20 protein-coding genes and 1 riboswitch are annotated in these 24,077 nt (G+C 66.5%); of the genes, 8 read left to right on the forward strand and 12 right to left on the reverse strand.

From position 1 onward, the window contains the following. Positions 1-130 precede the first annotated feature (130 nt). A complete protein-coding gene (locus ACOJTD_RS20225) occupies positions 131-1,378 on the reverse strand; it encodes an MFS transporter (RefSeq protein WP_420134654.1) in 1,248 nt (415 codons plus the stop codon). 117 nt (positions 1,379-1,495) lie between these two features. Continuing rightward, positions 1,496-2,179 (reverse strand): DUF938 domain-containing protein, encoded by a 684-nt coding sequence (locus tag ACOJTD_RS20230; protein WP_420134670.1) that lies wholly within the window; start codon positions 2,177-2,179, stop codon positions 1,496-1,498. 133 nt (positions 2,180-2,312) lie between these two features. Further along, positions 2,313-2,512, forward strand: a riboswitch (cobalamin riboswitch). Positions 2,513-2,619: 107 nt separating this feature from the next. Here ACOJTD_RS20230 and ACOJTD_RS20235 point away from each other — a divergent pair. The 4 genes from ACOJTD_RS20235 (at position 2,620) to ACOJTD_RS20250 (ending at position 7,051) form a co-directional block, all read left to right on the forward strand. Next, on the forward strand, positions 2,620-4,716 hold the full coding sequence (locus tag ACOJTD_RS20235; RefSeq protein ID WP_420134655.1) for a TonB-dependent receptor: 2,097 nt from the start codon (positions 2,620-2,622) through the stop codon (positions 4,714-4,716). 127 nt (positions 4,717-4,843) lie between these two features. Beyond that, positions 4,844-5,155 carry a hypothetical protein gene (locus ACOJTD_RS20240; protein ID WP_420134656.1) on the forward strand — a complete coding sequence of 104 codons (312 nt, stop codon included), beginning with the start codon at positions 4,844-4,846 and terminating at the stop codon, positions 5,153-5,155. A 183-nt stretch (positions 5,156-5,338) separates the two neighbouring features. After that, entirely contained in the window at positions 5,339-5,518 is a 180-nt protein-coding gene (locus ACOJTD_RS20245) for a hypothetical protein (RefSeq protein WP_420134657.1), read from the forward strand. Positions 5,519-5,830: 312 nt separating this feature from the next. Continuing rightward, positions 5,831-7,051, forward strand: coding sequence for an ABC transporter substrate-binding protein (locus ACOJTD_RS20250; RefSeq protein ID WP_420134658.1), 1,221 nt, complete (start codon positions 5,831-5,833; stop codon positions 7,049-7,051). Between the two features lie 148 nt (positions 7,052-7,199). On the opposite strand, the gene ACOJTD_RS20255 is transcribed toward ACOJTD_RS20250, so the two are convergent. Beyond that, positions 7,200-8,426, reverse strand: a complete 1,227-nt coding sequence (locus tag ACOJTD_RS20255; protein WP_420134671.1) for an MFS transporter — start codon at positions 8,424-8,426, stop codon at positions 7,200-7,202. A gap of 322 nt (positions 8,427-8,748) precedes the next feature. Between ACOJTD_RS20255 and ACOJTD_RS20260 the strand changes: the two genes are divergently transcribed. The 4 genes from ACOJTD_RS20260 to ACOJTD_RS20275 all read left to right on the forward strand — a co-directional run bounded on the left by ACOJTD_RS20260 (position 8,749) and on the right by ACOJTD_RS20275 (position 13,397). After that, the gene (locus tag ACOJTD_RS20260) at positions 8,749-9,402 is read left to right on the forward strand and encodes an ABC transporter ATP-binding protein (protein ID WP_420134672.1); all 654 of its coding nucleotides are present in this window, start codon (positions 8,749-8,751) and stop codon (positions 9,400-9,402) included. After that, complete coding sequence (locus ACOJTD_RS20265; RefSeq protein WP_420134659.1) at positions 9,399-11,864, forward strand: FtsX-like permease family protein; 2,466 nt, start codon at positions 9,399-9,401, stop codon at positions 11,862-11,864. The genes ACOJTD_RS20260 and ACOJTD_RS20265 overlap by 4 nt, the downstream gene beginning before the upstream one ends. Further along, positions 11,854-12,939, forward strand: a complete 1,086-nt coding sequence (locus ACOJTD_RS20270) for a lipocalin-like domain-containing protein (RefSeq protein ID WP_420134660.1) — start codon at positions 11,854-11,856, stop codon at positions 12,937-12,939. Before ACOJTD_RS20265 ends, ACOJTD_RS20270 begins: the two co-directional genes overlap by 11 nt. 65 nt (positions 12,940-13,004) lie before the next feature. Then, positions 13,005-13,397 carry an MAPEG family protein gene (locus ACOJTD_RS20275; protein ID WP_420134661.1) on the forward strand — a complete coding sequence of 131 codons (393 nt, stop codon included), beginning with the start codon at positions 13,005-13,007 and terminating at the stop codon, positions 13,395-13,397. Positions 13,398-13,702: 305 nt separating this feature from the next. On the opposite strand, the gene ACOJTD_RS20280 is transcribed toward ACOJTD_RS20275, so the two are convergent. The 9 genes from ACOJTD_RS20280 to ACOJTD_RS20320 all read right to left on the reverse strand — a co-directional run. Further along, positions 13,703-14,896: an ABC transporter substrate-binding protein gene (locus ACOJTD_RS20280; RefSeq protein ID WP_420134662.1), complete on the reverse strand. Its 1,194-nt coding sequence runs from the start codon at positions 14,894-14,896 to the stop codon at positions 13,703-13,705. A 101-nt stretch (positions 14,897-14,997) separates the two neighbouring features. Beyond that, on the reverse strand, positions 14,998-16,674 hold the full coding sequence (locus ACOJTD_RS20285; RefSeq protein ID WP_420134663.1) for an outer membrane beta-barrel protein: 1,677 nt from the start codon (positions 16,672-16,674) through the stop codon (positions 14,998-15,000). Positions 16,675-16,760: 86 nt separating this feature from the next. Further along, positions 16,761-18,647: a molecular chaperone HtpG gene (gene htpG, locus ACOJTD_RS20290; protein ID WP_420134664.1), complete on the reverse strand. Its 1,887-nt coding sequence runs from the start codon at positions 18,645-18,647 to the stop codon at positions 16,761-16,763. Positions 18,648-18,892: 245 nt separating this feature from the next. Further along, positions 18,893-20,254 (reverse strand): sensor histidine kinase, encoded by a 1,362-nt coding sequence (locus ACOJTD_RS20295; protein ID WP_420134665.1) that lies wholly within the window; start codon positions 20,252-20,254, stop codon positions 18,893-18,895. Continuing rightward, a complete protein-coding gene (locus ACOJTD_RS20300) occupies positions 20,251-20,916 on the reverse strand; it encodes a response regulator transcription factor (RefSeq protein WP_420134666.1) in 666 nt (221 codons plus the stop codon). Before ACOJTD_RS20300 ends, ACOJTD_RS20295 begins: the two co-directional genes overlap by 4 nt. Further along, positions 20,916-21,200: a PepSY domain-containing protein gene (locus tag ACOJTD_RS20305; RefSeq protein ID WP_420134673.1), complete on the reverse strand. Its 285-nt coding sequence runs from the start codon at positions 21,198-21,200 to the stop codon at positions 20,916-20,918. The genes ACOJTD_RS20300 and ACOJTD_RS20305 overlap by 1 nt, the downstream gene beginning before the upstream one ends. Before the next feature lie 135 nt (positions 21,201-21,335). After that, on the reverse strand, positions 21,336-21,641 hold the full coding sequence (locus tag ACOJTD_RS20310) for a hypothetical protein (RefSeq protein WP_420134667.1): 306 nt from the start codon (positions 21,639-21,641) through the stop codon (positions 21,336-21,338). Between the two features lie 211 nt (positions 21,642-21,852). Further along, positions 21,853-22,974: an S-methyl-5-thioribose-1-phosphate isomerase gene (gene mtnA / locus ACOJTD_RS20315; protein ID WP_420134668.1), complete on the reverse strand. Its 1,122-nt coding sequence runs from the start codon at positions 22,972-22,974 to the stop codon at positions 21,853-21,855. 382 nt (positions 22,975-23,356) lie between these two features. Then, on the reverse strand, positions 23,357-24,077 hold a 721-nt coding region (locus tag ACOJTD_RS20320), incomplete at its 5' end, for an S-methyl-5'-thioadenosine phosphorylase (RefSeq protein ID WP_420134669.1).

Consider the following 24,077-nt stretch of genomic DNA (forward strand, 5'->3'; position numbering starts at 1 on the left):
CGCCTCTCCCCGCGGTGCGTCACCGCGAGTCCAGGGGCTATGGATTCCGGGTTCGCGCGCGAAGAGCGCGCGCCCCGGAATGACGCGGAGATTCAACCCATCCTGCTCATTGCACGAGCCATCAGACCAACTACGCGCCGCGGTCGGCGACTTCGACGGCTTGCTCGGCAATCTGCTTGCGCGATTTCGACCAGCCGCTGATCGCCAGCACGATCAGGCCCAGCAGTACTGGCGGGAACACCGTGAGATTGACGGTGGTCCAGCCGTAATTGGCGAGCAATTGGCCCGACGAGAACGAGCCGATCGCCATCATGCCGAACACCAGGAAGTCGTTGAACGCCTGTACCTTGTTCTTTTCGTTCGGCTGATGCGTCTCCAGCACCAGCGCGGAGGCGCCGACGAAGGCGAAATTCCAGCCGACGCCGAGGACGAACAGCGTCGCCCAGAAATGCGGAGCGGTGATGCCCATGATGCCGATCGAGGCGCCCGCCGCTTCCAGCGCCAGCCCGAGCGCGACCACGCGCGGCGCGCCGAACTTGGCGATCAGCGAGCCGGTGACGAAGCTCGGCGCGTACATCGCCACGATGTGCCATTGCAGGCCGAAATTGGAATCGCTGACCGGCAGGCCGCACATCTGCATCGCCAGCGGCGCCGAGGTCATCACCAGGTTCATCATTGGATAGGCGATCACGCCGCACAGCGCCGCGGCGATGAAGCGCGGCTGCCGCACGATCGTCAGCAGCGGCCGGCCGCCCGCGAGATCCGCCGGTTGCGGCTTCGGGGCATCGACGCTCCACAGCACCGCCATCGCGACCAGCGCGACGAAGGCCTGCACCACATAGCTGAAGGCGAACAGATAGGGCTGCCAGATATCCATGGTCCACTGCACCAGCTGCGGACCGAGCACGCCGGCGAACACGCCGCCGGCCATCACCCACGACACCGCCTTGGGGCGATAGGCGGCGCTGGCGCCGTCCGCGGCGGCGAACCGATAGGACTGCGCCACCGCGCCGTAGAGACCGCCGAAGAAGGTGGCGAGGCAGAACAGCGCGAACGCGCCATTGAGGATCGCCAGCGCGCCGAGCGCGCCCGCGGCCGTGCCGCAGCCGGCGCCGATCATGAAGGAGGTGCGGCGGCCGTAGCGGCGCGCGATCGCGCCGGTCGGCAGCGTGCCGGCGGCGAGGCCGACGACGTACATCGAGATCGGCACGGTGGCGAGCGCGACGCTCGGCGCCAGCTGGGCGCCGACGATCGCGCCGGTGGCGAAGATCACCGCCGAGTTGGCGCCGGTCAGCGCCTGCGCGGCGGCCAGCCGCCAGACGTTGGACCGCGCCCGCGCGTCGTCGGAGATGTCGCTCATCGCGGTCGCGTCAACCATCGGGAGTTTCGCCCTTCGTCCGGCCGGTACATCGCCGGGCCGTGGAATCGGCCGGCATCTTAGGTGGCGGCGCCCTGCGATCAACCGCCGCAGGCGCGGTGAACCTATGCGCCGACTTCAGCTTTCGCTGCTGCGGACGAAACACAGGATGAGATTGTTGGCCGGCATCGCGATGGTCTCGCTGAGCCGCAAGCCGTGCTGCGCCGCGAGCTGCTCCAGCTCGCCCAGATCGCGCACGCCCCAGTCTGGATTCGCAGCCCGCAGGCTGGCGTCGAACGCCGCATTGCTCGGCGCGGTGTGCTCGCCATCCTGCTTGAACGGGCCGTACAGCATCAGCTGGCCGTGCGGCGCGAGATAGCGCGCAGCGCCCGCGAACAGTCCCTCGGCGATTGCCCACGGCGCGATGTGAACCACGTTGGCGCAGAACACCGCGGTGAGCGGACCCGGGCCCTCGCCATTCGTCATCTCGGCGCACCACGCAGGGTCGCTCAGATCGATCCGCAGCGGCGCGCGGATGTTGGCGAGGCCGGCGTGTTCGCGCCATGCAGCGATGCTGCTCAGATGCTGCGGATGGATATCGCTCGGCCACCAGATGATCTCGGGATGTTGACGCGCGAAGGCGACCACGTGCTGGCCGGTGCCGCTGCCGGCCTCGAGCACATCGCCCGTCGCGCCGTGCAGCAAGCGCGCCAGCACGTCGCGGATGGCCTGCTGATTGCGATGAAACGCGGCGGCATCGAGCCGGCCATCGGATTCGACCGGCCGACCGTCCTTGCCGAACTCGACCACATAGTCCGCCATCGTCACCGCGCCTTGTTGAGCTGGATCAAGCCGCATTGTTACTCGCAAGCAACATCCCGGGACAATCCCGTGCGCGACTGCGCGAACCGGGCGGACTGTCGCCAACGGCGAATTGACTCTGTCCCTTTCGATACTTCTAGTTGAACCTGACGGTTCCCCTCACGGGGATGAAAAGGGAATGCGGTGCGGAGCGATTGCTCTCAGGCCGCAGCTGTTCCCGCAACTGTAAGCGGTTCGACTTCTGTCGGAATGCCACTGGGACCTCGGCCCTGGGAAGGCGACGGAAGATATCACCCGCGAGCCAGGAGACCTGCCGTCATTCGTGGTCACACGCGAGAGTGCCGGTCGGGAATTGCAGGCATTGGTTTCACCTTCCGCGCAAGCAGGGTGACGCCTCGTTCGCTGTGACGTGCCACTGAACGTCCGGCCGAGGTTTGTCCATGCCGTCTTCTCACTCCGCTGCACCGCGCAGGCGCGTGCTGCTGTGTTCCACCATCCTGGCCTCCAGCCTGATCGCAGCGGTTTCGCCTGCGGTCGCGCAGGACATGCTGCCGACCATCAACGTCACCGCGACCCGCACCTCCGACGCCATCGTCGGCACCTCGAGCACGGTGATCACCGCCGACGACATCGCGCATTCGCCGGCGCAGACCGTGCAGGACATCATCGCGCAGACGCCGGGCGTGCAGACCACCTCGCTATATGGCGGCGTCAACGGCACCGGCTCGTCGGTCGATCTGCGCGGCTTCGGCGCCACCGCGACCTCCAACACGCTGTTCCTGATCAACGGCCGCCGCCTCAACGATCTCGATCTGCAGGGCGTCGATCTGTCGAGCATTCCGCTGCAGTCGATCGAGCGCATCGAGATCACCCGCGGCGGCAGCGGCGCGGTGCTGTACGGCGACAACGCGGTCGGCGGCGTCATCAACATCGTCACCAAGACCGGCGCCGGCGGTCCGCTGGCGACGTTCCGCGCCGAGGGCGGCGTCGGCTCGTTCAATCAGCGGCTGGCGTCGATCTCGGCCGCCTACAATTCCGGGCCGTGGTCGACCTCGGCCTTCGCGAACGGCGTCCGCTCCGACGGCTACCGCGCCAACAACGCGCTGGAGCAGAACAATGCGGTCGGCGAGTTGCGCTATGCGACGCCGGATCTCAGCGCGTTCCTCAACATCTCCGGCGACAACCAGCATCTCGGCCTGCCCGGCTCGCGGATCGTCGATCCTTCGCTCGGCGTCAACCAGCTCGCCACCAACCGCAGCGGCACCAACACGCCTTTCAACTTCGCCGACAAGCAGGGCGCCAACCTCACCGCCGGCTTCACCAAATCGCTGTGGGACGGCGCCGAGCTGATCGTCGACGGCGGCGTGCGTGACAAGCGGCAGCAGGCCGGCTATTTCGGCGACGTGCCGCTGCAGAGCTACAATGCGAGCTGGTTCGACGCGCATCTGCAGACCTGGTCGATCACGCCGCGGCTGAGCATCAAGAACGCGTTCTTCGGGCTGCCGTCGAAGATCCTCACTGGTCTCGACTATTACGACGCGACCTATGATTCCGATCGCGGCCAGTATCGCGACACGCCGCCGGTGCACATCTACAACCTGTCGCAGAAGACGCTGGCCGGCTACTGGCAGCAGACCATCGCGGTACTGCCGACCACCGACTTCTCCTATGGCGGCCGGGTGCAGAGCGTGAAGGTCGACGCCGCCGACCGGATGAATCCGCTGGCGCCGGGCTATTTCGGCGAGGCGCAGGCGCAGCCGCTGAACAGCACCGAGGCCCAGCACGCGCTGCATGTCGGCCTCGAGCATCGCTTCAACGACGTGTTCAGCGTGTTCGCCCGCGCGGCGCGCGCGTTCCGCACCCCGAATGTCGACGAGCGCGTCGCCTCGGGTCCGTCCTACGATGCCTTCTTCAATCCGATCCCCGGCACCTTCGCGCTGAAGACCCAGACCTCGGTCGATGTCGAGGGTGGCTTCCGCATCAAGTCGGGGCCCTTCGAGATGCAGGCGAGCGCCTACAACATGGATCTGACCAACGAGATCCGCTACGACCCGGTGAACTTCTACAACACCAACCTCGACCCGACCCGCCGGACCGGCGCCGAGACCAGCTCGTCGGTGCGGATCAGCGACAATCTGCTGCTGCGCAGCGGCGCCGCCTACACCAGCGCGACGTTCCGCGAAGGCGCCTTCGCCGGCAAGGACGTGCCGCTGGTGTCGCGCTATACGGCGAATGCCGGCGTGACCTGGAACGTCTGGCAGAAATATGTGGTGTTCGACGCCACTGCGCGGGTGTGGAGCAGCCGCTTCATGGACAGCGACAATGCCAACAGCCAGGTCAAGATCCCGGCCAACGGCACCGTCGACGTCAAGCTGAGCGGCGAGATCGACCACTTCTTCTGGTCGCTGAGCGTGATCAACCTGTTCAACGCACAATATTACGATTACGCGGTGGCCAGCACCTTCACGCCCGGCCGCTACGGCGCCTACCCGCTGCCGGGCCGGACCTATCTGGCGAAAGCCGGCGTCACGTTCTGACGGCGGCTCACGCTTCTTCACATCGACTATCGTGCATGACAGGCCCCGGCAGCAAAAGCTGTCCCGGGGCCGTTTTTCTTGCTACACCGCGCGCTTCCCAATTCCCGAAGACAATCGACGTGGACGAATGACGAACGACGAAAATTCTCGCCCCGCTGCGCGCGCCGCAGCCTCACAGGAGACCGACGGCGGCAAAGCCGAACGCGACGCCGCCGCGAAGGCGACCCTCGACAACATGGCGCGGCTGCGGGCGCTGCGTCTGGCGCGCGAAGCCGCCGAGCCGCAGCGCGCCGCTCCGACCAAGGCCAAGCGCGCCAAGGCCGGCACCGGCACCAGCAAGACCACCGGCCGCAGCACGGCCGGCAAGAAGGCCGAAGCCACCGCACGCGCGCTCTCGGACTGGCTGGCCGAACAGCAGAAGGGCGGACACCGCACCTGAGCGGGCTCCGCACAGCTCGCTCCGCGGGCCGCGCGAGTCTGCCTTGTGCAAAAGGCGGCCGGCAGCGGCCGATCCTGCGCTAAATTAGGACCATCCGGCGGCAGACCCGCCGCGACGGAACGACAACGGACCCGGACCGCGCCACGGCGCGCTCCGGCCCCCGTACTGACGGGATCCAGGACGATGATCGGCTGGCAAAAGCTCAAGCCCAAGAAGCTCCGCAAGGACAAAGCCGCGGCGAAACCCGCCGCGACCGAGAAGCCGGCGCCGCCGCCTCCGCGCGCGGCCGACGACGACCTGTACGAGAGCGGCGACATCTGTGCGCCCGAGCGCGACCGCGACGACGAGCAGCGCGATCTCTGAACACGGCTGAGGGCGTCGCACCGGGCGATCGCCGGGTGCGACGTTGTGCGGCAGCTTGTCGGCGCTCTCAGCGGACCGGCGTGAAAACAAGGCCGATACTTCGTCCCACCGTCCGCTTATTCCGTCGGCCTGAATTCTCGGATTCGGCCCGCGTATTTGCGCTGCGCTGCGGCGTGCAATTTGTCTTCAAATGATTTGAACTGACAGCGGCTGCGTTACAAGCGTCGGCCCGATCGGCACGCGCCCTCAAGAGCGCGACGATCGAACAGCCCGCACCGCAGAGTGCGGCTCCAACCAAAGAGAGGAAATGCCATGACGACCCGCCTCACCCTGCTCGCGGCCGGATTATTCGCCGTCGCGGCGGCCCAGCCTGCGTTCGCCCAGAAGCAATACGGCCCCGGCGTCACCGACAGCGAAATCAAGATCGGCCAGACCATGCCGTATAGCGGCCCGGCTTCGGCCTACGGCGTGCAGGGCCACGTCGAAGACGCATACTACGCGATGATCAACGCCAAGGGCGGCGTCAACGGCCGCAAGATCAAGCTGATCAGCCTCGACGACGCCTACTCACCGCCCAAGACGGTGGAGCAGACACGGCGCCTGGTCGAGCAGGACGAAGTGCTGGCGATCATCGGCACCATCGGCACGCCGACCAACACGGCGATCCAGAAATATCTCAACGACAAGAAGGTGCCGCAGCTGTTCATCTCGACCGGCGCGGCGAAATGGGACGATCCGAAGACCTTCCCGTGGACGACGCAGCTGTATCCGCCCTACCAGATGGAGGGCATGATCTTCGCGAAGTATCTCCTGAAGAACAAACCTGACGCCAAGCTGGGCGTGTTCTCGCAGAACGACGACGCCGGCAAGGACTACGTCAAGGGCCTCAAGGACGGCCTCGGCGACAAGGCCAAGACGATGATCGTCAAGGAGGTCACTTACGAAGTAACCGATCCGACCGTCGACTCGCAGATCGTCGCGCTGAAGGCTTCGGGCGCCGATACGCTGTTCACGATGGCGACGCCGAAGTTCGGCGCGCAGGCGGTCCGCAAGGTGCACGAGCTGAACTGGAAGCCGCTGAACTTCATCGTCAGCGTGTCGAGCTCGATCAAGGGCGTCCTTGAGCCCGCCGGCCAGGAGGCCTCGACCGGCCTGCTCACCGCGCTGGCGTTCAAGACCCCGACCGATCCGCGCTTCGAGAACGACGCCGACGTCAAGGAGTTCAAGGAATTCCTCGCCAAATGGTACCCGAAAGGCGACATCGCCGACGGCTCCACCGTCACCGGTTACGTCTCGGCCTATATGACCGTGAAGGTGCTGGAAGCCTGCGGCGACAATCTCTCCCGCGACAATTTGCTGAAGCAGGCCACCAACATCAAGCCGACCACCGCGCCGCTGCTGCTGCCCGGCATCAAGATCTCGACCCGCCCCGACCGCTACGCGCCCTACACCCAGATGCAAATCGCCAAATTCGACGGCAAGAGCTGGGTGCCGGAAGGCGAAGTGTTCAACACCGACGGGCCGAGCCAGTAAGGCTTAGGCAAGAACGATCCTCGGATAGTTCGACGACCACCTCACCACGTCATGGCCGGGCTCGTCCCGGCCATCCACGTCTTTGCTGCATTTACGGCGGCAAGGCGTGGATGCCCGGGACAAGCCCGGGCCTGACGGAGGCTTTTTACTACGCCGGCGTGCGCAGGCCGACCGCGGCGGGAGCGGCGGCGCTCAGCAACCTTGCCCGTTCGGTGTTCGGCCATAGCAGCAGCAGACCGAGCAGGCCGGAGGCGATCAGCACGGCGCCGTTGATCATGTAACCAGTCAGGTAGCCCGCGTTCGGCGATGCGGCGGTCTGCACCACACTGCCCATCACCAGCGGCGCGACGACGCCGGCCAGCGTGTACAGCGCGCCATAGATCGCGATCGCGGCGCCGCGCTGCGACACCGGGGTGAACTCGGCGATCATAGGCGGACACACCACATAGATCGAGCCGCACAGCCCGGCGCCGACCACCAGCGCAGCGATCAGTGCCGCTGACGAGTGGAGCAGCGGCATCGACAGCAGGATCAGCCCGCCGACCACCAGCGGCGCCGCGCCGAGCACGCCGCGGGCGCGCCGGGTCGACACGCCGCGCGCCATCAGCGTTTGCGACAGCCACCCGGTGAGCAGCACCACCGCGGCGCCGAACAGCCACGGCGTCACCGAGATCAGCCCGGCATCGTGCTGAGTGAAGCCGAGCCCGGTGATGATGTAGGTGGTGAACCAGGTCAGCCCGAGCGACAGCGCCCAATAGGCACCGAACGTCGCGGCGACGCAGCCGACGAAGGTGCGCGACGTCAGCAGCCGCGCGTAGGGGATCCGAGGCTCGGCCGCCGCCGCTGCGGGCGTCGGCACCAGCGGCCCTTCCTTGCCCAGCGCCAGCCACGCCGCCGCCCACATCAGCCCGACCAGGCCGAGCGCGCCGAACGCGTAGTGCCAGGAATGATTGACGATGATCCAGTTCAGCGCCGGCACCGCCAGGATCACGCCGAACGCCGAGCCCTGCGACAGGATCGCGGTCGGCAGCGTGCGCTTGTGGTCGGGAAACCATTTGTAGATCGCATGCGCGGCGACCGAGAACGCCGGCCCTTCGCCGGCGCCGAGGATGACGCGGCAGATCAGCAGCGTGGCGAAACTGACTTCGCCCACCATCGGAAATTGCGCCACCGCCCAGATCAGCGCCAGCACCAGCAGCACCCAGCGCGCTTCGACCCGGTTGACCACAAAGCCGACCACGATCGCGGCGATCGAGAACAGGAAGAAGAAGGACGAGCCGAGCAGGCCGAACTGCTCGGGCGTCAGCTTGAGGTCGCGCGAGATCGGCACGCCGGCGAGGCCGACCACGATCTTGTCGGCGAAGTTGACGACCATGAACAGAAACAGGAGGAACGTGATCCTCCAGGCGCCTTTCGGCGTGGCTGGATTGTCCAAGGGCAACCTCCCGAACGTGATCGCGCAACGCCTCGTGGGCGGGCTTGATGCGATGCTGCCGCCGTTCAGTCCCTGATGCAATCGCGTATTGCCAAATCGTCGCAGCAAGCCGCGCTGCAGCGCAAACAATCCGGCCGCTCGTCATTGAGTCGCAAACGGCCGCGCACCATATCGGACGGACACGTGAAGACCGGGACATCCGAGGATTGACCAGAACGACGACGACCGGCCGGACCAGGCACGCATGGCGGCTCGCGCCGCGATGCTGAGCGTCTCCGGCTTGACCAAATCCTATTCCTCCGGGCAGGACAGCGTCGCGGTGCTGCGCGGCGTCGACCTTGCGCTGGCGGCCGGCGAGAGTGTGGCGCTGACCGGAGAATCCGGCAGCGGCAAGAGCACGCTGCTGCATCTGATCGCCGGCCTCGATCAGCCCGATGCCGGGGCGATTCGATTTGGCGATGCCGACATCGCGCGGCTTTCGGATGCGGAGCGCGCCGCGTTTCGACGCGACCGGCTCGGGCTGGTGTTTCAGCAGTTCAACCTGATCCCCAGCCTCACCGTCGCCGACAATCTCGCATTCCAGTCCCGCCTCGCCGGCCGCCACGATGCGACGTGGCAGGCCGAACTGATCGAGCGCCTCGGGCTCGGCACGCTGCTGAAGCGCTATCCTGAACAGCTCTCCGGCGGCCAGCAGCAGCGCGTCGCGATCGGCCGCGCGCTCGCGGTGAAGCCGGTGTTGCTGCTGGCGGACGAGCCGACCGGCAATCTCGACGAGGACACCGCCGACAGCGTGCTGGCGCTGGCGACCGATCTGGTCCGCCGCACCGGCTGCGGCTTCTTGATGGTGACGCATAGCGAACGGCTCGCCGGCATGCTGGACCGCCGCGTCCATCTGCATTCCGGGTTGATCCGGTGAAGCGCGCGCTGTGGATCCTCGCCGTGCTGCTCAGCCACTGGCGGCGGCATCCTCTGCAATTCGCCACGCTGCTGATCGGCCTGATCTCGGCGACCGCACTGTGGAGCGGCGTGCAGGCGCTGAACGCACAGGCGCGCACCAGCTACGACCGCGCCGCGGCGACACTCGGCGGCGCCCGCACCGCCACGCTCGTCGCGCCGAATAGCGATCACTTCCCGCAACGCCTGTTCGTCGATCTCCGCCGCGCCGGCTGGCCGGTGTCGCCCGTCGTCGAAGGCCAGGTCAGGCTCGGCGGACGCACGCTGCGGCTCGCCGGCATCGAGCCGTTGTCGCTGCCGGTGGAAGCTAGCGCCGCGCCGGCGATCGGCACCGCCAATCTCCAAGGCTTCATCCTGCCGCCGGGCCAGACGCTGATCTCGCCGGACACGATGCGCGAACTGCAGCTCGGCGAAGGCGCGACGCCGACGCTCAGCAACGGCGGCAAGCTTCCGCCGCTCAAGCCGCAGCCCGAGATCGCGCCGGGCGTGCTGGTCACCGACATCGGCTTTGCGCAGCCGCTGCTCGGGCTGCAGGATCAGGTTTCGCGGCTGCTGATCGGTACCAAGGCTGGCGGCGCGCGCGCACCGCTGCACGACGTCGTCGGCGATCAGCTCAAGCGCGTCGAGCCGGACACCGAGACCGATCTCGAGCGGCTGACCGACAGCTTCCATCTCAATCTCACCGCGTTCGGCCTGCTGTCGTTTCTGGTCGGCCTGTTCATCGTCAATTCGGCGATCGGGCTCGCCTTCGAGCAGCGCCGGCCGACCCTGCGCACGCTACGCGCCTGCGGCGCCTCGGCGCGGCTCCTCAACAGCGTCATGGTGATCGAGCTGACGCTGATCGCGCTGGTCGCCGGGCTGATCGGCCTGGTCTGCGGTTACTTCATCGCCGCGACGCTGCTGCCGGATGTCGCCGCCAGCCTGCGTGGCCTGTATGGGGCGCAGATCCCGGGAGAACTGTCGCTGAAGCCGCAATGGTGGCTGGCCGGCATCGCCATCAGCATCCTCGGCGCGCTCGCGGCGGCGGCCGCCAGCCTGATCAAGGCAGCGCGGATGCCGGTGCTGGCCGCCGCGCAAGCGTTCGCCTGGCAGCAGGCGCAGCAGCGCTGGCTGATCCTCCAGGGCAGCGTCGCCGCGCTGGTGTTCGCCGCAGCCGCCGGCTTCCTGATCTTCGGCGACTCTCTGATCTCGGGCTTTGCGGTGCTGGCCGCGATCCTGCTCGGCGCGGCGCTGGGACTGCCCGCCGTCCTCGGGCTGGTGCTGGCGCTCGGCGAACGCGCCTCGCAGCGGCCGCTGGCGAAATGGTTCTGGGCCGACAACCGGCTGCAACTCTCCGGCCTGTCGCTGGCGCTGATGGCGCTGCTGCTGGCGCTCGGCGTCAATGTCGGCGTCGGCACCATGGTGGAGAGCTTCAGCCGCACCTTCGTGCGCTGGCTCGACGGCCGGCTTGCTGCCGAGGTCTATCTCAACGCGGCGAACGATCAGCAGGCGACCGAGATCAAAGCCTGGCTGCAGCAGCGGCCCGAAGTCATCGCGCTGCTGCCCGGCGCGCGCGCCGAGGTGAAGCTGGATGGCTGGCCGGCCGAGATCATCGGCTTTGCGGACGATCCAACCTATCGGGACAACTGGCCGCTGCTCCAACGCACCTCCGATGTTTGGGACGCGGTCGCGCGCGGCGATGGCGCGATGATCAGCGAGCAATTGTCGCGGCGGATGAAGCTCGGGCTCGGCGATCGCATCGAGGTGCCGACCGGCAGTGGCCCCTGGCCGCTCCACGTCGCGGCGATCTACGCCGACTACGGCAATCCGCGTGGCCAGATCGGCGTCGATTATCAGGCGCTGATCGCGCATTTCCCGGATGTGGCGCAGACGCGGTTCGGCCTGCGCGTCGATCCCGCCCGCGTGCCGGCGCTGGTCGATGACCTGCGCACCACGTTCAAGCTCGACAATCGCAGCCTCGCCGATCAGGCGACGCTGAAGACCGAGTCCAAACGCATCTTCAATCGCACCTTCGCGGTGACCACGGCGCTGAACGCCTTCACGCTCGGCATCGCCGGCGTCGCGCTGCTGACCAGCCTGCTGACGCTCGGCAATTCGCGGCTGCCGCAGGTCGCGCCGCTGTGGGCGATCGGGATCAGCCGGCGCAAGCTGGCGTTCGTCGAACTGATGAAGACGCTGTCGATGGCGGCGCTGACCGCTGCGCTGGCGCTGCCGCTCGGGCTGCTGGTGGCGTGGTGTCTGATCGCCGTCGTCAACGTCAAGGCGTTCGGCTGGCGGTTGCCGTTCGAGGTGTTTCCGCTGGAGCTGATCAAGCTGCTCTGCGTCGCGCTGCTGGCGTCGCTGATCGCGGCGGCGCTGCCGATCCTGAAGCTGCTGCGGATGCAGCCGGCGCGGCTGGTGAAGGTGTTCGCCGATGAGCGCTAACTTGATCTCACGCCGCGCCTTTGCAGGTGGGCTGCTAGCGGCAGGCCTCGGCGGCCCGCGCGCGTTGGCTCAGGGCTTCGCAGGGCTCGGCAGCGAGGCCGGCGCATTCGCGCCGGTCGTGCCCGGGCGCACGCTGACGTTCCCGCAGGATCACGGCGCGCATCCGGATTTCCGGATCGAGTGGTGGTACCTCACCGCGAACCTGAAGGACGCGGCCGGCAAGGCCTATGGCGTACAGTGGACGCTGTTTCGCCAGGCGATGACGCCGGGGCCGCAGCGCGAAGGCTGGGCCAATCAGCAGGTGTGGATGGCGCATGCGGCGCTGACCAGCGCCGACACGCATCGCTTCGCCGAGAAGTTCGCACGTGGCGGCACCGGCCAGGCCGGCGTGACAGCCGAACCATTCAGCGCGGTCATCGATGACTGGGCGCTGCGTGGCGGCGACGCGATGGACGCCGCGACGCTGTCGCCGCTCGATGTCACCGCGGCGGGCGCCGACTTCGCCTACAAGCTGCGGCTCACCGCCGACCGGCCGCTGGTGCTGCAAGGCGACGCCGGCTATTCGCGCAAATCCGAGCGCGGCCAGGCCTCGTATTACTACAGCCAGCCCTACTTCACGGTGCGTGGTACGCTGACACTCGACGGCAAGCCGGTCGACGTGGATGGCATCGCCTGGATGGACCGCGAATTCTCCAGCCAGCCGCTGGCGTCCGACCAGACTGGCTGGGACTGGTTTTCGCTGCATCTGGCGTCCGGCGAGAAGGTGATGCTGTTCCGGCTGCGGCAGAGCGGCGGCGGGCATTACTTCGCCGGCAACTGGATCGGCCGCGATGGACGCTCCGAACAGCTGGCACCGGACGCAATCGCACTGGAGCCGCTCGCCACCACGGAGACCGCCGGCCGCAAGCTGCCGACGCGCTGGCGGGTCAGCGTGCCGGGCCACGACCTGGCGATCGAGACCACGCCGCTCAATCCGGCAAGCTGGATGGGCACCAGCTTTCCCTATTGGGAAGGGCCGATCAGCTTTGCCGGCAGCCAGACCGGCATCGGCTATCTTGAGATGACCGGCTATTGAGTTCAAGCTGGCGGGCAACCGGCGGGTCAGCCGGAGCGAACAAAGCAGAGAACTGGGAGGCCGGGATGTTCTACTACACCACGATCGCGACCCTGCTGGCGGTGATGTTCTATTTCTACACCACGCTGCAGGTCGCCCGCGCCCGCGGCGTCTACGGCGTCAAGGCGCCGGCCACCACCGGCAACCCGGACTTCGAACGGGTCTTCCGGGTGCAGGCCAACACGCTGGAGTGGATGCCGATCTTCCTGCCGTCGCTGTGGCTGTTCGCGTATTATCTGAGCGACCTGTTCGCCGCCCTGCTCGGCGGCGTGTGGATCATCGGCCGGATCATGTACTTGATCGGCTATTCCAACGCCGCCGCCAAGCGCGGCGCCGGCTTCGCCGTTCAAATGGTCGCCGCCGCGGGGCTGTGGGGTGGTTCGGTGTACGGTGTGGTGCATCGGATGCTTGGCGCGTGACCCGAGCACAGCCGACTCCCTCGCCCGCTTGCGGGAGAGGGCTGGGGTGAGGGAGCCCCGAGCAAGAACTCAGCGACTCGCGGAGAGGAGTGCCCTCACCCGCCGCGCTTCGCGATCCGAACCTCAGAATGACGGCTTCGGAGATGGCTGCTTCGAAGACTCTCCGTCATTGCGAGGAGCGAAGCGACGAAGCAATCCAGCTCATTGCAGAACGCTGGATTGCTTCGCTTCGCTCGCAATGACGGAAATACCGGCGCCCCTTTCGAGGCGCCGGCTCAAATCTCATCTCAACTAACCGCGCGCGTTTACTTCGTCAGCGGGCAGCCGCTGTCCTTGGCGGTGGGGAAGGCCTGGTCGCCGGGGACGACGGCGAGCTGCTTGTAGTAGTCCCAGGGCTTCTTGGACTCTTCCGGCTTCTTGACCTCGAACAGATACATGTCGTGGACGAAGCGGCCGTTGGCCTGGACGTTGCCCTTGGCGAAAGCGTCGTCGACCGGCAGTTCCTTCAATTTCGCCGCCACCGCTTCGGTATCCTTGCTGCCGGCGGCCTTCACCGCCTTGAGGTAGGACAGCGTCGCCGAATAGGTGCCGGCCTGGATCATGCTCGGCATCCGGTTGGTGCGCTTGAAATAGCGCTCGGCAAATTCGCGGGACTTGTCGTCGCGGTCCCAATAATACGCCTCGGTCAGCACCAGGCCCTGCGCGGCCTTAAGCCCGAGGCCATGCACTTCGGCCAACGTCATCAGCAGGCCGGCCATCTTCTGGCCGCCCTGGACGATGCCGAATTCCGCCGCCTGCTTGATCGCGTTGGCGGTGTCGAGGCCCGCATTGGCGAGGCCGACGACCTTGGCCTTGGAGGCCTGCGCCTGCAGCAGGAACGAGGAGAAGTCCGACGAATTCAGCGGATGCCGCACCGAGCCGAGCACCTTGCCGCCATTGGCCTGGACGATCTCGCTGGTGTCCTTCTCGAGCGAATAGCCGAACGCGTAGTCGGCAGTGAGGAAGAACCAGGTGTCGCCGCCGGCCTTCACCAGCGCGCCGCCGGTGCCGACCGCGAGCGCGCGGGTGTCGAAAGCCCAATGGAAACCGTAGGGCTGGCAGGCGTCGCCGGTGATACGCGAGGTCGCGGCGCCGACCACGATGTCGATCTTCTTCTTTTCCTTGGCGAGGTCCTGCACCGCCAGCGCCACCGACGAGGTGGTCAGCTCGGTGATCATGTCGACGCCGTCGACGTCGAACCATTTGCGCGCGATCGTCACCGCGGTGTCGGGCTTGTTCTGATGGTCCGCCGAAACGATCTCGATCTTCTGACCGAGCACTTCGCCGCCGAAATCCTCGACCGCCATCTTGGCGGCTTCGACCGAGCCCTTGCCGCCGTAGTCAGCATAGACGCCGGACTGATCGTTGAGGATGCCGATCTTGACGCCTTCCGCCGCAGCCGGCGCGATGGCGATCAGGGCGGTGGTGGCGAGCGCGGCAGAGAACAGTTTGAAGTTCATACGAGAGTGCCTCCCAGCTTTTTGCTTGGGCGGCACCCTATTCAAGAAGCCGGCAACGGACCAGCGGATTTTTTGCCGTGCGGAACTGAGCGTGGGACCGACTACTTCAGACTGTCGAACTTGTAGGCCGCCTGCAGGAAGGTTCCGTAACGCTCGGTGCGGGCCGGCAAGGTCTGGCACGGGCAGTCCGAGCCGAATGCATTGGTATAGGCGTCCGTCGTCGCCCACATCGCCCAATACCGCGCGCCGGCCCCGACGCTGAAGGCGTTGTTGACCTGATAGGATAGGATCGCCTCGAGCTGCACGCCCTGCCCGGTGCCGCGCTCCGGCGATACCGTGTTACTGACATCCCGGCGCTGCAGATGGTTGTCTTCGCCGAAGAACTTCACATAGGGCAGATAGGCGGCATCGCCCGTCAGCGTCAGTCCGTGGCCGAGCCCGATGGTGCCGTTGACGCCGAGGCGCAGCGAATGCCAGGTGTTGTTTTCGGTGATACCCAGGGTCGAGTTCGGGAAACTCGGAATGCAGTCGGCATTCGGATTGGCGAACTGCACGCAGCCATAGGCCGATTTGTTGTCACGGTAGTAGTTGTAGCCGACGAATCCGCCGAACCGTGCGTCGCGGCCTCGAATCAGATCGTAGCCGGCGTCGAATGTCGCATAGGCGATGTTGCCCTTCACTGGATCCGACAGCGTGTTGGAATACGGCACGCGCTGGCGTGAAATCAGCCAGTCTTCATCGTTCATCGTGCCCTTGGTCAGCGTGCCGCCGCCGGCGAAGCCCTTAATGAACAAGTCTGACGGCCCGTTGAGCCGGCCGAACAATTCGCCGGACGCCGCCGTGGTGTCGTAGGTCAGCCGCGAATTCAGCACGTTCTGCCGACCCTCGGTGATGCCGGCGCCGAGATCCTTCTGGAAGCGGCCGAAGCTGTACCACACCCGCGCGCCGATCTCGGCATCGGCGATCACCGGCTCGTCGCGCAGCCCGCCGCGCAACGCGTAGTCGTCGAACCGCGCATAAGCATCACCGCCGAACTTCATGTTGAGGCCCACCTTCACGGTGTGACTGGTCTGGCTGACCGAGGTCGTGCTGCCGGGCACCGGAATGTAAAACGTCGGATAGAACAGCTGCGCGAAGCTGCCAGGCGTCGCCATCGTCTTGCTGCCGAAATCGGCGTAGCCGTATTCGAACTTGACCGACCAGGCCGGGGCCAGCGCCTGCTCGATGCCGGCGCCGACCGTCCAGCCGAAACGGCCGTCGTTCGAACTGGTCTGCGTGCCGATCGGATTGGTGGCAATGTCGATGCTCTGGGCAAGCCAGGCCACGCCGGCCTTGCCGTACAGCAGCGTGCGTCCGCCGCGGCCGGTGACGAAGCCGAGCCGGCCGGTGCCGGTCGCCATCGCATTGTGCTTCACGCGGCAATTCGCCGACAGGAAGAAGCCGTCGGGCGCAAAGCAGGTCTGGGTGCCGTCGCCGTTCAGCGCGCTGACGTCGGCCTCGACGCCGACGAGCCAGTTCGGCGCGAATTGATAGTTGTAGCCGAGTTGCAGACCAGCCAGCACCGACGGCGTCCGCACATGGTCGCCATACAGCGAAGGACCGAACGGACTGGTGAAGGACGATTGGCCGTAGCTGCCACCAAGATGCGCGCCCCAGTACAGGCCTGTCCAATTCCACTGCGCCGGCGGCGCTGGCGGGAGCAAGCGAGGCAGATCCGCAGCGGCGGCGGGCGACAGCGCCGCCGACAGGACGGCGGCGGTAACAAGGAGGCGGCTCATCGACAAAACTCTGCTCGACACTACGACGCCGAGCAGAGTGCACTTCAGGGATTAAAAAAACGGTAACCCTGTTTGTTATTCAGCCGCTAACCATGCGCGGCAAGGCCGCGCAGCACCAGACGGTTGAGCCGGCCGGCGAAGGCGGCGGGATCTTCGGGCAGCTCGCCGTCGAGGATCTGCGCCTGCTCCAGCAGCAGGAACGACAGGTCGGATGCCTCGGCCTTGTCGGCCTTGGCGTCCGCCAGCGCGGTGACCAGCGGGTGGCCGAGATTGACCTCGAGGATCGGCTTGGTGGCCGCGCCCTTGTTGGCGCGGGCCAGCATCTTCTCGAGTTCGCGATCCGGGCCGAAGCCGCCGGCGACGAGGCACGACGCGCTCGAGGTCAGCCGCTGGGACGCCTTGACGTCGCTGACGCGATCGCCGAGCGCATCCTTGATCACCGCGATCACCGTGGCCTCGTCGGCCTTGGTCTCGTCCGGCTTGTCCTCGCTCTTGTCGGCGTCGAGTTTCGGGATCAGGTCGAAATTGATGTCGCCCTGGCTCAGCGACTTTAGCGGCTTGCCGCCGAAATCGAGCGGCGCCGAGGTCCAGAACGCATCGACCGGATCGGTCAGCAGCAGCACTTCGATGCCACGCGCGGTGGCCGATTCCAGTTTCGGATTCGACTTCAGCCGCTCGATCGAGTCGCCGACCAGATAATAGATCTCGGTCTGGTTCTCCTTCATCGCCTCGACATATTGCGCCAGCGTGCGGTTCTCGCCGGCCGTCGTGGTGAAGCGCCCCAGCGACAGCAGCTTCTCGCGGCGCTCATAGTCTTCGTAGATGCCTTCCTTCAGCACCGGGCCGAACGAGTCCCAGATCTTGCCGAACTGCTCGGGCTGCTTGTCGGCGAGGCTTTCCAGCTCGCCGATCACCTTGCCGGTGACCGCCTTTCGGATCTGCGCCAGCTGCGGATTGTTCTGCAGCATTTCGCGCGACAGGTTGAGCGGCAAATCCTCCGAGTCGATCACGCCGCGCAGGAAGCGCAGATAGGGCGGCAGCAGATCGGCATCCGCGGTGATGAAGACGCGGCGGACATAGAGCTTGACCCGGCCCTTGCGTTCCGGCTCGAACAGGTCGAACGGCTTGGTCGAGGGCGCGAACAGCATCACCACGTAGGACTGCCGGCCTTCGGCGCGGTAGTGCAGCGTCATCGCCGGCTCGTCGAACGCGTTTGCGACCTGCTGATAGGCCTTCTTGTAGTCCTCCTCGGTCAGCTCGGATTTCGAGCGCTGCCACAGCGCGCTGGCCGAATTGATTTGCCGCGGCTCGCCTTCTTCGGGCACCAGCTCGATCGGAAACTGGATGTTGTCGGAGTACTCGCCGACGATCCGCTCGATCTGATAGGCCTCCAGATATTTCGACGCGTCGGGCTTCAGATGCAGCACGATCTCGGTGCCGCGCTCGACCCGCGCAGCGTCTTCTTCGGAGCCCGGCGCGATGTCGAAGCCGGCGCCGCCGGACGACGTCCAGGTCCAGACTTCACCCGAGCCGGCGCGCCGGCTGGTGACGGTGATCTTATCGGCCACCATGAAGGCGGCGTAGAAGCCGACGCCGAACTGGCCGATCAGCCCGGCGCCATCCTTGGCTTCGGTAAGCTTCGACAGGAACGATTTGGTGCCGGATTTGGCGATGGTGCCGAGATTGTCGATCAGCTCCTGCCGGTCCATGCCGATGCCGTTATCCCGCACCGTCAGCGTGTCCGGAGCCTTCTTCGGGATGATCCGGATCTTCGGCTCGCCGCCCTCGGCCATCAGCTCGGGCTTGGAGATCGACTCGTAACGCAGCTTGTCGAGCGCGTCGGAGGCGTTGGAAATCAGCTCGCGCAGGAAGATGTCGGTCTCGGAATAGACCGAATGCACCATGAGATTCAAAAGCTCGGCCACTTCGGCCTGGAACGGCTTGGTCTCGGCGGCGGTATCAGTCGTCGTCATGGGGGAGCGCTCAATCCTGAACAGGGATGGGAAACCCCGCATATAGCGCGCGGCTCCGTGATGGCAAGATGATCGGCGCATCCAACAAAACGAGCCGTCATCACCCGCGAATGCGGGTGACCCAGTATTCAAGAGCATCTGTGGCAAGCGCACCGCCTACCAAACAGCGCTCTGGAATACTGGGTCGCCCGGACAAGCCGGGCGATGACCGTGGAGGCAGGAGGCGAGCCCGCGAACGAAGGCAACTACGTCGCCGTCACCGTGCAGCAGCTCGCTTTCAGGCCCCCGAGCTCGGATCGGGAGAGATGCAGGGACCAGCCGTAGGCGTCTAGGACGTCCTGGACGATGGCGAGGCCGAGGCCGGCGCCTTCGCCGCGCTGGTCGAGCCGGATGCCGCGGCCGAGCACGGTGGCGCAGGCTTCCGCTTCGAGCCCCTCGCCGTCGTCCTCGATGGCGATGCAGAAGCCGTCGGCGTCGCAACTGGTGCCGATCCGGACCCGGCTGCGGGCGTGGCGGGTGGCGTTGTCGAGCAGATTGCCGAGCACTTCGGCCAGATCGGTGCGATCCAGCCGCACTGCCGTGTAGTCGGCGATTTGCATCTGGTAATCGATGCGCGCGCCCGCGGGCGTGCGCGACTGGATGGTGATCAGCGAGCGCACCAGGGGGGCCAGATCGACCGGCGGGACCGCACCGCGACGGACTTCGCCGCGAAGCCGGGCGCGTGCCAGCTCGCGATCGACGTGGCGGCTCATCGCCGTGCCGACCGCCTCGATGTCGCGCGCCAGCTTGTCTTCCCCGCCCGCGCGCAGCCGCGCTGCATCGGCTGCGAGGGCGGCCAGCGGCGTCTTCAGGCCATGGGCGAGATCGGCGGCGCGATCGCGCGACCGCGCGATCTCGCGCGCCTGCGCCTCGAGCAGCGCATTGACCTCCTCGACCAGCGGCCGCACCTCGTCCGGCACCGATTGCGGCAAACGATCGCTGCGGCCGGCGCGGATATCGGCCACGCCCTGACGCAGCGCCCGCAGTGGCCGCAGACCAAGTACCACCTGCACCGACGTAGCGAGCGCCAGCACCGCGCCCAGAATGCCGAGCGCCACGACCAGATCGCGCGCGAACGCCTTGCCGGCGGCATCGACCCGCGCCAGATCGACCGCCACCATGGCGCGGACCGGCACCGGTTTGCCGGCGATGGTCAGGATCACCCGGCGTTCGACGATCGACAGCCGCGCGCCCGCGGGACCGGCGATGTCATGGTGATGCACTTCGCCCGGCCCCGGCTGATCGATGGGCACCGTCAGCCGGTCGTCCCACAGCGAGCGCGAGCGCAGCAACTGGTCGTGATCGTCGCCGACCTGCCAGTACAGTCCCGAGAGCGGCTCGGAGAACCGCGGATCGGCCGGCGGCCGCGCCAGCACCAGATGGCCGTCGGTATCGACCTCCAGCCCGGCGAGCAATTGCTTCAGCGAGACCTCGAGATCGTCCGCGATGGTGCGGGTGACGTGGCGCTCGAACAGGATGGTGAGTCCTATGCCGGCGACGCTGAGCGCAATCAGGATCGCCGCGGCGCCGCCGGCGATCAGCCGCAGCCGCAGCGAATGCCGCGTCACGCGCCGTCTCCCGGCACGATATAGCCGAAGCCGCGCCGCGTCTCGATCAGGTCGGCGCCGAGCTTCTTGCGCACGCGGCCGACCAGCACCTCGATAGCGTTGGAATCGTGCGCGTCGTCCTGCCCGTAGATGTTCTCGTTGAGCTCGAACTGCGACACCACGCGGCCACGGTGCAGCATCAGATAGGACGCTAGTCGATATTCCAGCGGCGACAGCGCCACCGGGACGCCGCGCACCGATACCTGCATCTGCCGCTCGTCGAGCGTGACCTCACCGATCGTCGTCACCGACGAAGCATGGCCCACCGAGCGGCGCACGATCGAGCGCAGCCGCGCCAGCAGCTCCTCCATCTGAAACGGCTTCGGCAGATAATCGTCAGCTCCGGCGTCGATGCCATCGACGCGCTCGGCCCAGCTTCCCCGCGCGGTCAGGATCAGCACCGGGGTGCGCCGGCCGTTATCGCGCCAGCGCTTCAGAATGGTCAGGCCGTCGAGCCGCGGCAGGCCGAGATCGAGAATGATCGCCGTGTAGTCCTCGGTGTCGCCGCGAAACCATGCGTCCTCGCCGTCGGCGACACAGTCGGCGATGTAGCCGGCTTCAGCCAGGCCCCGTGCCAGATCGGCGGCGATCCGGCGGTCGTCCTCCACCACCAGCACCCGCATCACTTTTCCCTGGTCTTGCGGATTTCGCCGTTCTGCGGATCGACATGCACTTCGTACATCCGCCCGGCCTTGTCGACGACGATGAATTCATACAGCCACTGGCCGTGATGCCGCTCGATCTCGACCCCGGTGATCTCGCCCGGCAGCTTGTCGCGCACCATCGTCAGCAATTCGGCGAGCGGCCGGATCTCGCCGCGCTGCACGGCGAGCCGCGCCTCGTCATGATCGTGGCGGTCGTGGTCATGGTCGTGCGCAGAAGCAGGCAGGGTTGCAGGCGCGAGCATCAGCGCCAGGATCAGGCCGGCCAGCAGCGGGCGTTTGCGCAGGTTCGACACGAACGGTCTCCGGGAGCGATCCGAGTGGCGCTGCTATGCTGGATCGCGGCTGACCGTTCGCTGACGCGGATCAATCGCAGGCCGCTATCCCCGGCGCTGGAAAAACGGACGCAGCACGCCGGCCACCAGGCCGGCGGCGATCAACAGGCCGACGATCGGAATCCACAGCAGGAACGCGCCGAGCAGAATCACCAGCACCACGGCGATCACCGCGCCGATCCCCAGCGCCAGCATGAACATCTGCAACGGGCTGATCCGGCCGACGAAAATCTGCTCGGTGGTGGTCTGGTCGATAAACACCCGCGTACCGCGCGGGTCGTGGGACTCGCCTGGCGGAATGATCTCCGGTTCGAAGCGCGGCCGCTCGGGCTGCCTGGGCTGGTCGGTCATCGTCAAAATCCTTCGCCGGGGAATAGGCCGGCGCATCGGGCCGAGCATAACCACAACGACGCCGCACGCGAGCAGTTTCCCGCGTGACCTTCGGCCGCGCGGGGGGGGGGGGACTGGGCGGTGTATGGGTGCCATCCGGACCGAGCCGCGATGTCGGCATGACATCCGCCGTGCCGTCATGGCCGGGCTGACAGGCCTTTTCAGAAAACGGTCAGGAGGCGGCGAGTTGCCGCTCCCGCGCCACGCGCTCCGGGAAGGCCGCCGCCAGCGACGCGCGATCGGGCTTCAACACGCCGCGCTCGGTGATCAGGCCGGTGACCAGTCGGGACGGGGTGACGTCGAAGCCGTAATTGGCGACTTGCGAGCCCGGCGGCACGATCCGCACGGTTTCGATCCGGCCATCGGCGGTGCGGCCCGTCATGTCGGTGACCTCGGCAGCCTCGCGCTGTTCGATCGGAATTTCCTTCACGCCATCGTGGATGGTGAAGTCGATCGTCGGTGACGGCAGCGCGACGTAGAACGGCACCTTGGTGTCGGCCGCAGCCAGCGCCTTCAGATAAGTGCCGATCTTGTTGCAGACGTCGCCGTCGGCGGTGACGCGATCCGTCCCGACGATGCAGAGATCGACCATGCCGTGCTGCATCAGATGCCCGCCGGTGTTGTCCGGGATCACCGTGTGGTCGACGCCGTGGTGGCCGAGTTCCCAGGCCGTGAGCGAGGCGCCCTGATTGCGCGGCCGGGTTTCGTCCGCATAGACGTGAATCGGAATGCCGGCGTCGAACGCCTGATAGATCGGCGCCGTCGCGGTGCCCCAGTCGACGGTGGCGAGCCAGCCGGCGTTGCAATGCGTCAGCACGTTGACGCGCTCGCCGGGCTTCTTGGTCGCCGCGATCGCCTCGATCAGCTTCAGGCCATTGGCGCCGATCGCCTGATTGATCGCGACGTCCTCGTCGGCGATTTCGGCGGCGCGCTGATACGCAGCCGCGACGCGCTCAGCCGGCTTCACCGGACGCAGCACGCGGCGCATCTCGTCGAGCGCCCATTTCAGATTGATGGCGGTCGGCCGGGTGGCGATCAGCTTGGCGTAGGCCTGTTCGAGCGCCGCGTCGGACGCATCCTCACGCATCGCCAGCGCCATGCCATAGGCCGCCGTCGCACCGATCAGCGGCGCGCCGCGCACCAGCATCGAGCGGATCGCGTCCGCCGCGCGGTCGCAATTGGTGAGCTTAGCGATCACATACTCATGCGGCAACCGCCGCTGATCAATCGCCGCCACGGTCCAGCCATCCGGCTCGAGCCAGATGGAGCGGGTGTGAATGCCGTCGACTTTCATGAGTCTCCGCCGGACAATCGTGAAATCACTGCCACGGCGCTAACCTCGGCTGACGCGATTGACGTGCCAGTAAAGCAGCAAGGAAGCAATCAGCACCATTGCAGGCACGGTTAAGAGATAGACCACGTTGTTCATTGGATCTTCCTCACGATGCCTCGTCCAAGAAAATGTAGGAAGAAAGCAAGGACGACGCAACCTGCACCAACAACCAAGAAGGAGTTCTTGGAAATGAAGGGGTTTTCCGACAAGAGTGAAAGCCCGGGAGCGAGTACACCAGCAGCGACGACTGCGACGCCAAGACTGCTCAGGAAGCTGGCCGAAAGCTTTCTTAACTCATTGTCCGCTGACTGACTGACCTTAGTCATGGCGTACCGCTGCCTCGTCAAACCTTCAAAATCCGCCCCGCCACTGCATCCAGTTTCTTCAGCAATTCCGGATCGCGCGCGTCGGGCTGGGTGATCAGCGCGGTGTCGAGGGCGCGGTCGGATCCGATCGGGCAGAGTTCGTGTTCGCGCGGGAAGTCCTGCGCGAGCCGCGCCACGAGGCTCTTGGCCTTTTCGGCATTGGTGGTGAGCACGCGAACGATGTCCTGCACGGTCACCGCGTCGTGGTCCGGATGCCAGCAGTCGAAATCCGTCACCATCGCCACGGTCGCGTAGCAGATCTCGGCTTCGCGGGCGAGCTTGGCCTCGGGCATGTTGGTCATGCCGATGACCGAATAGCCGAGCTGCTTGTAGGTGACGCTCTCTGCATAGCTGGAGAATTGCGGACCTTCCATGCAAAGATATGTGCCGCCACGCGCATACGTGATGCCTTCGGCCTCGGCGGCCGCGGCAAGATGGATGCGCAGCCGCGGCGACACCGGGTGCGCCATCGAGACGTGGGCGACGCAGCCTTTGCCGAAGAACGAACTCTCGCGCTTGTAGGTGCGATCGACGAACTGATCGACCAGAACGAAGGTTCCGGGCGGCAGCTCTTCCTTGAACGAGCCGCAGGCCGACAGCGAGATCAGGTCGGTGACGCCGGCGCGCTTCAGCACGTCGATATTGGCGCGGTAGTTGATGTCGGAGGGCGACAGCCGGTGGCCCTTGTCGTGGCGCGGC

Origin of the sequence: Rhodopseudomonas sp. (assembly GCF_048594845.1) — a bacterium.
GTDB lineage: Bacteria > Pseudomonadota > Alphaproteobacteria > Rhizobiales > Xanthobacteraceae > Rhodopseudomonas.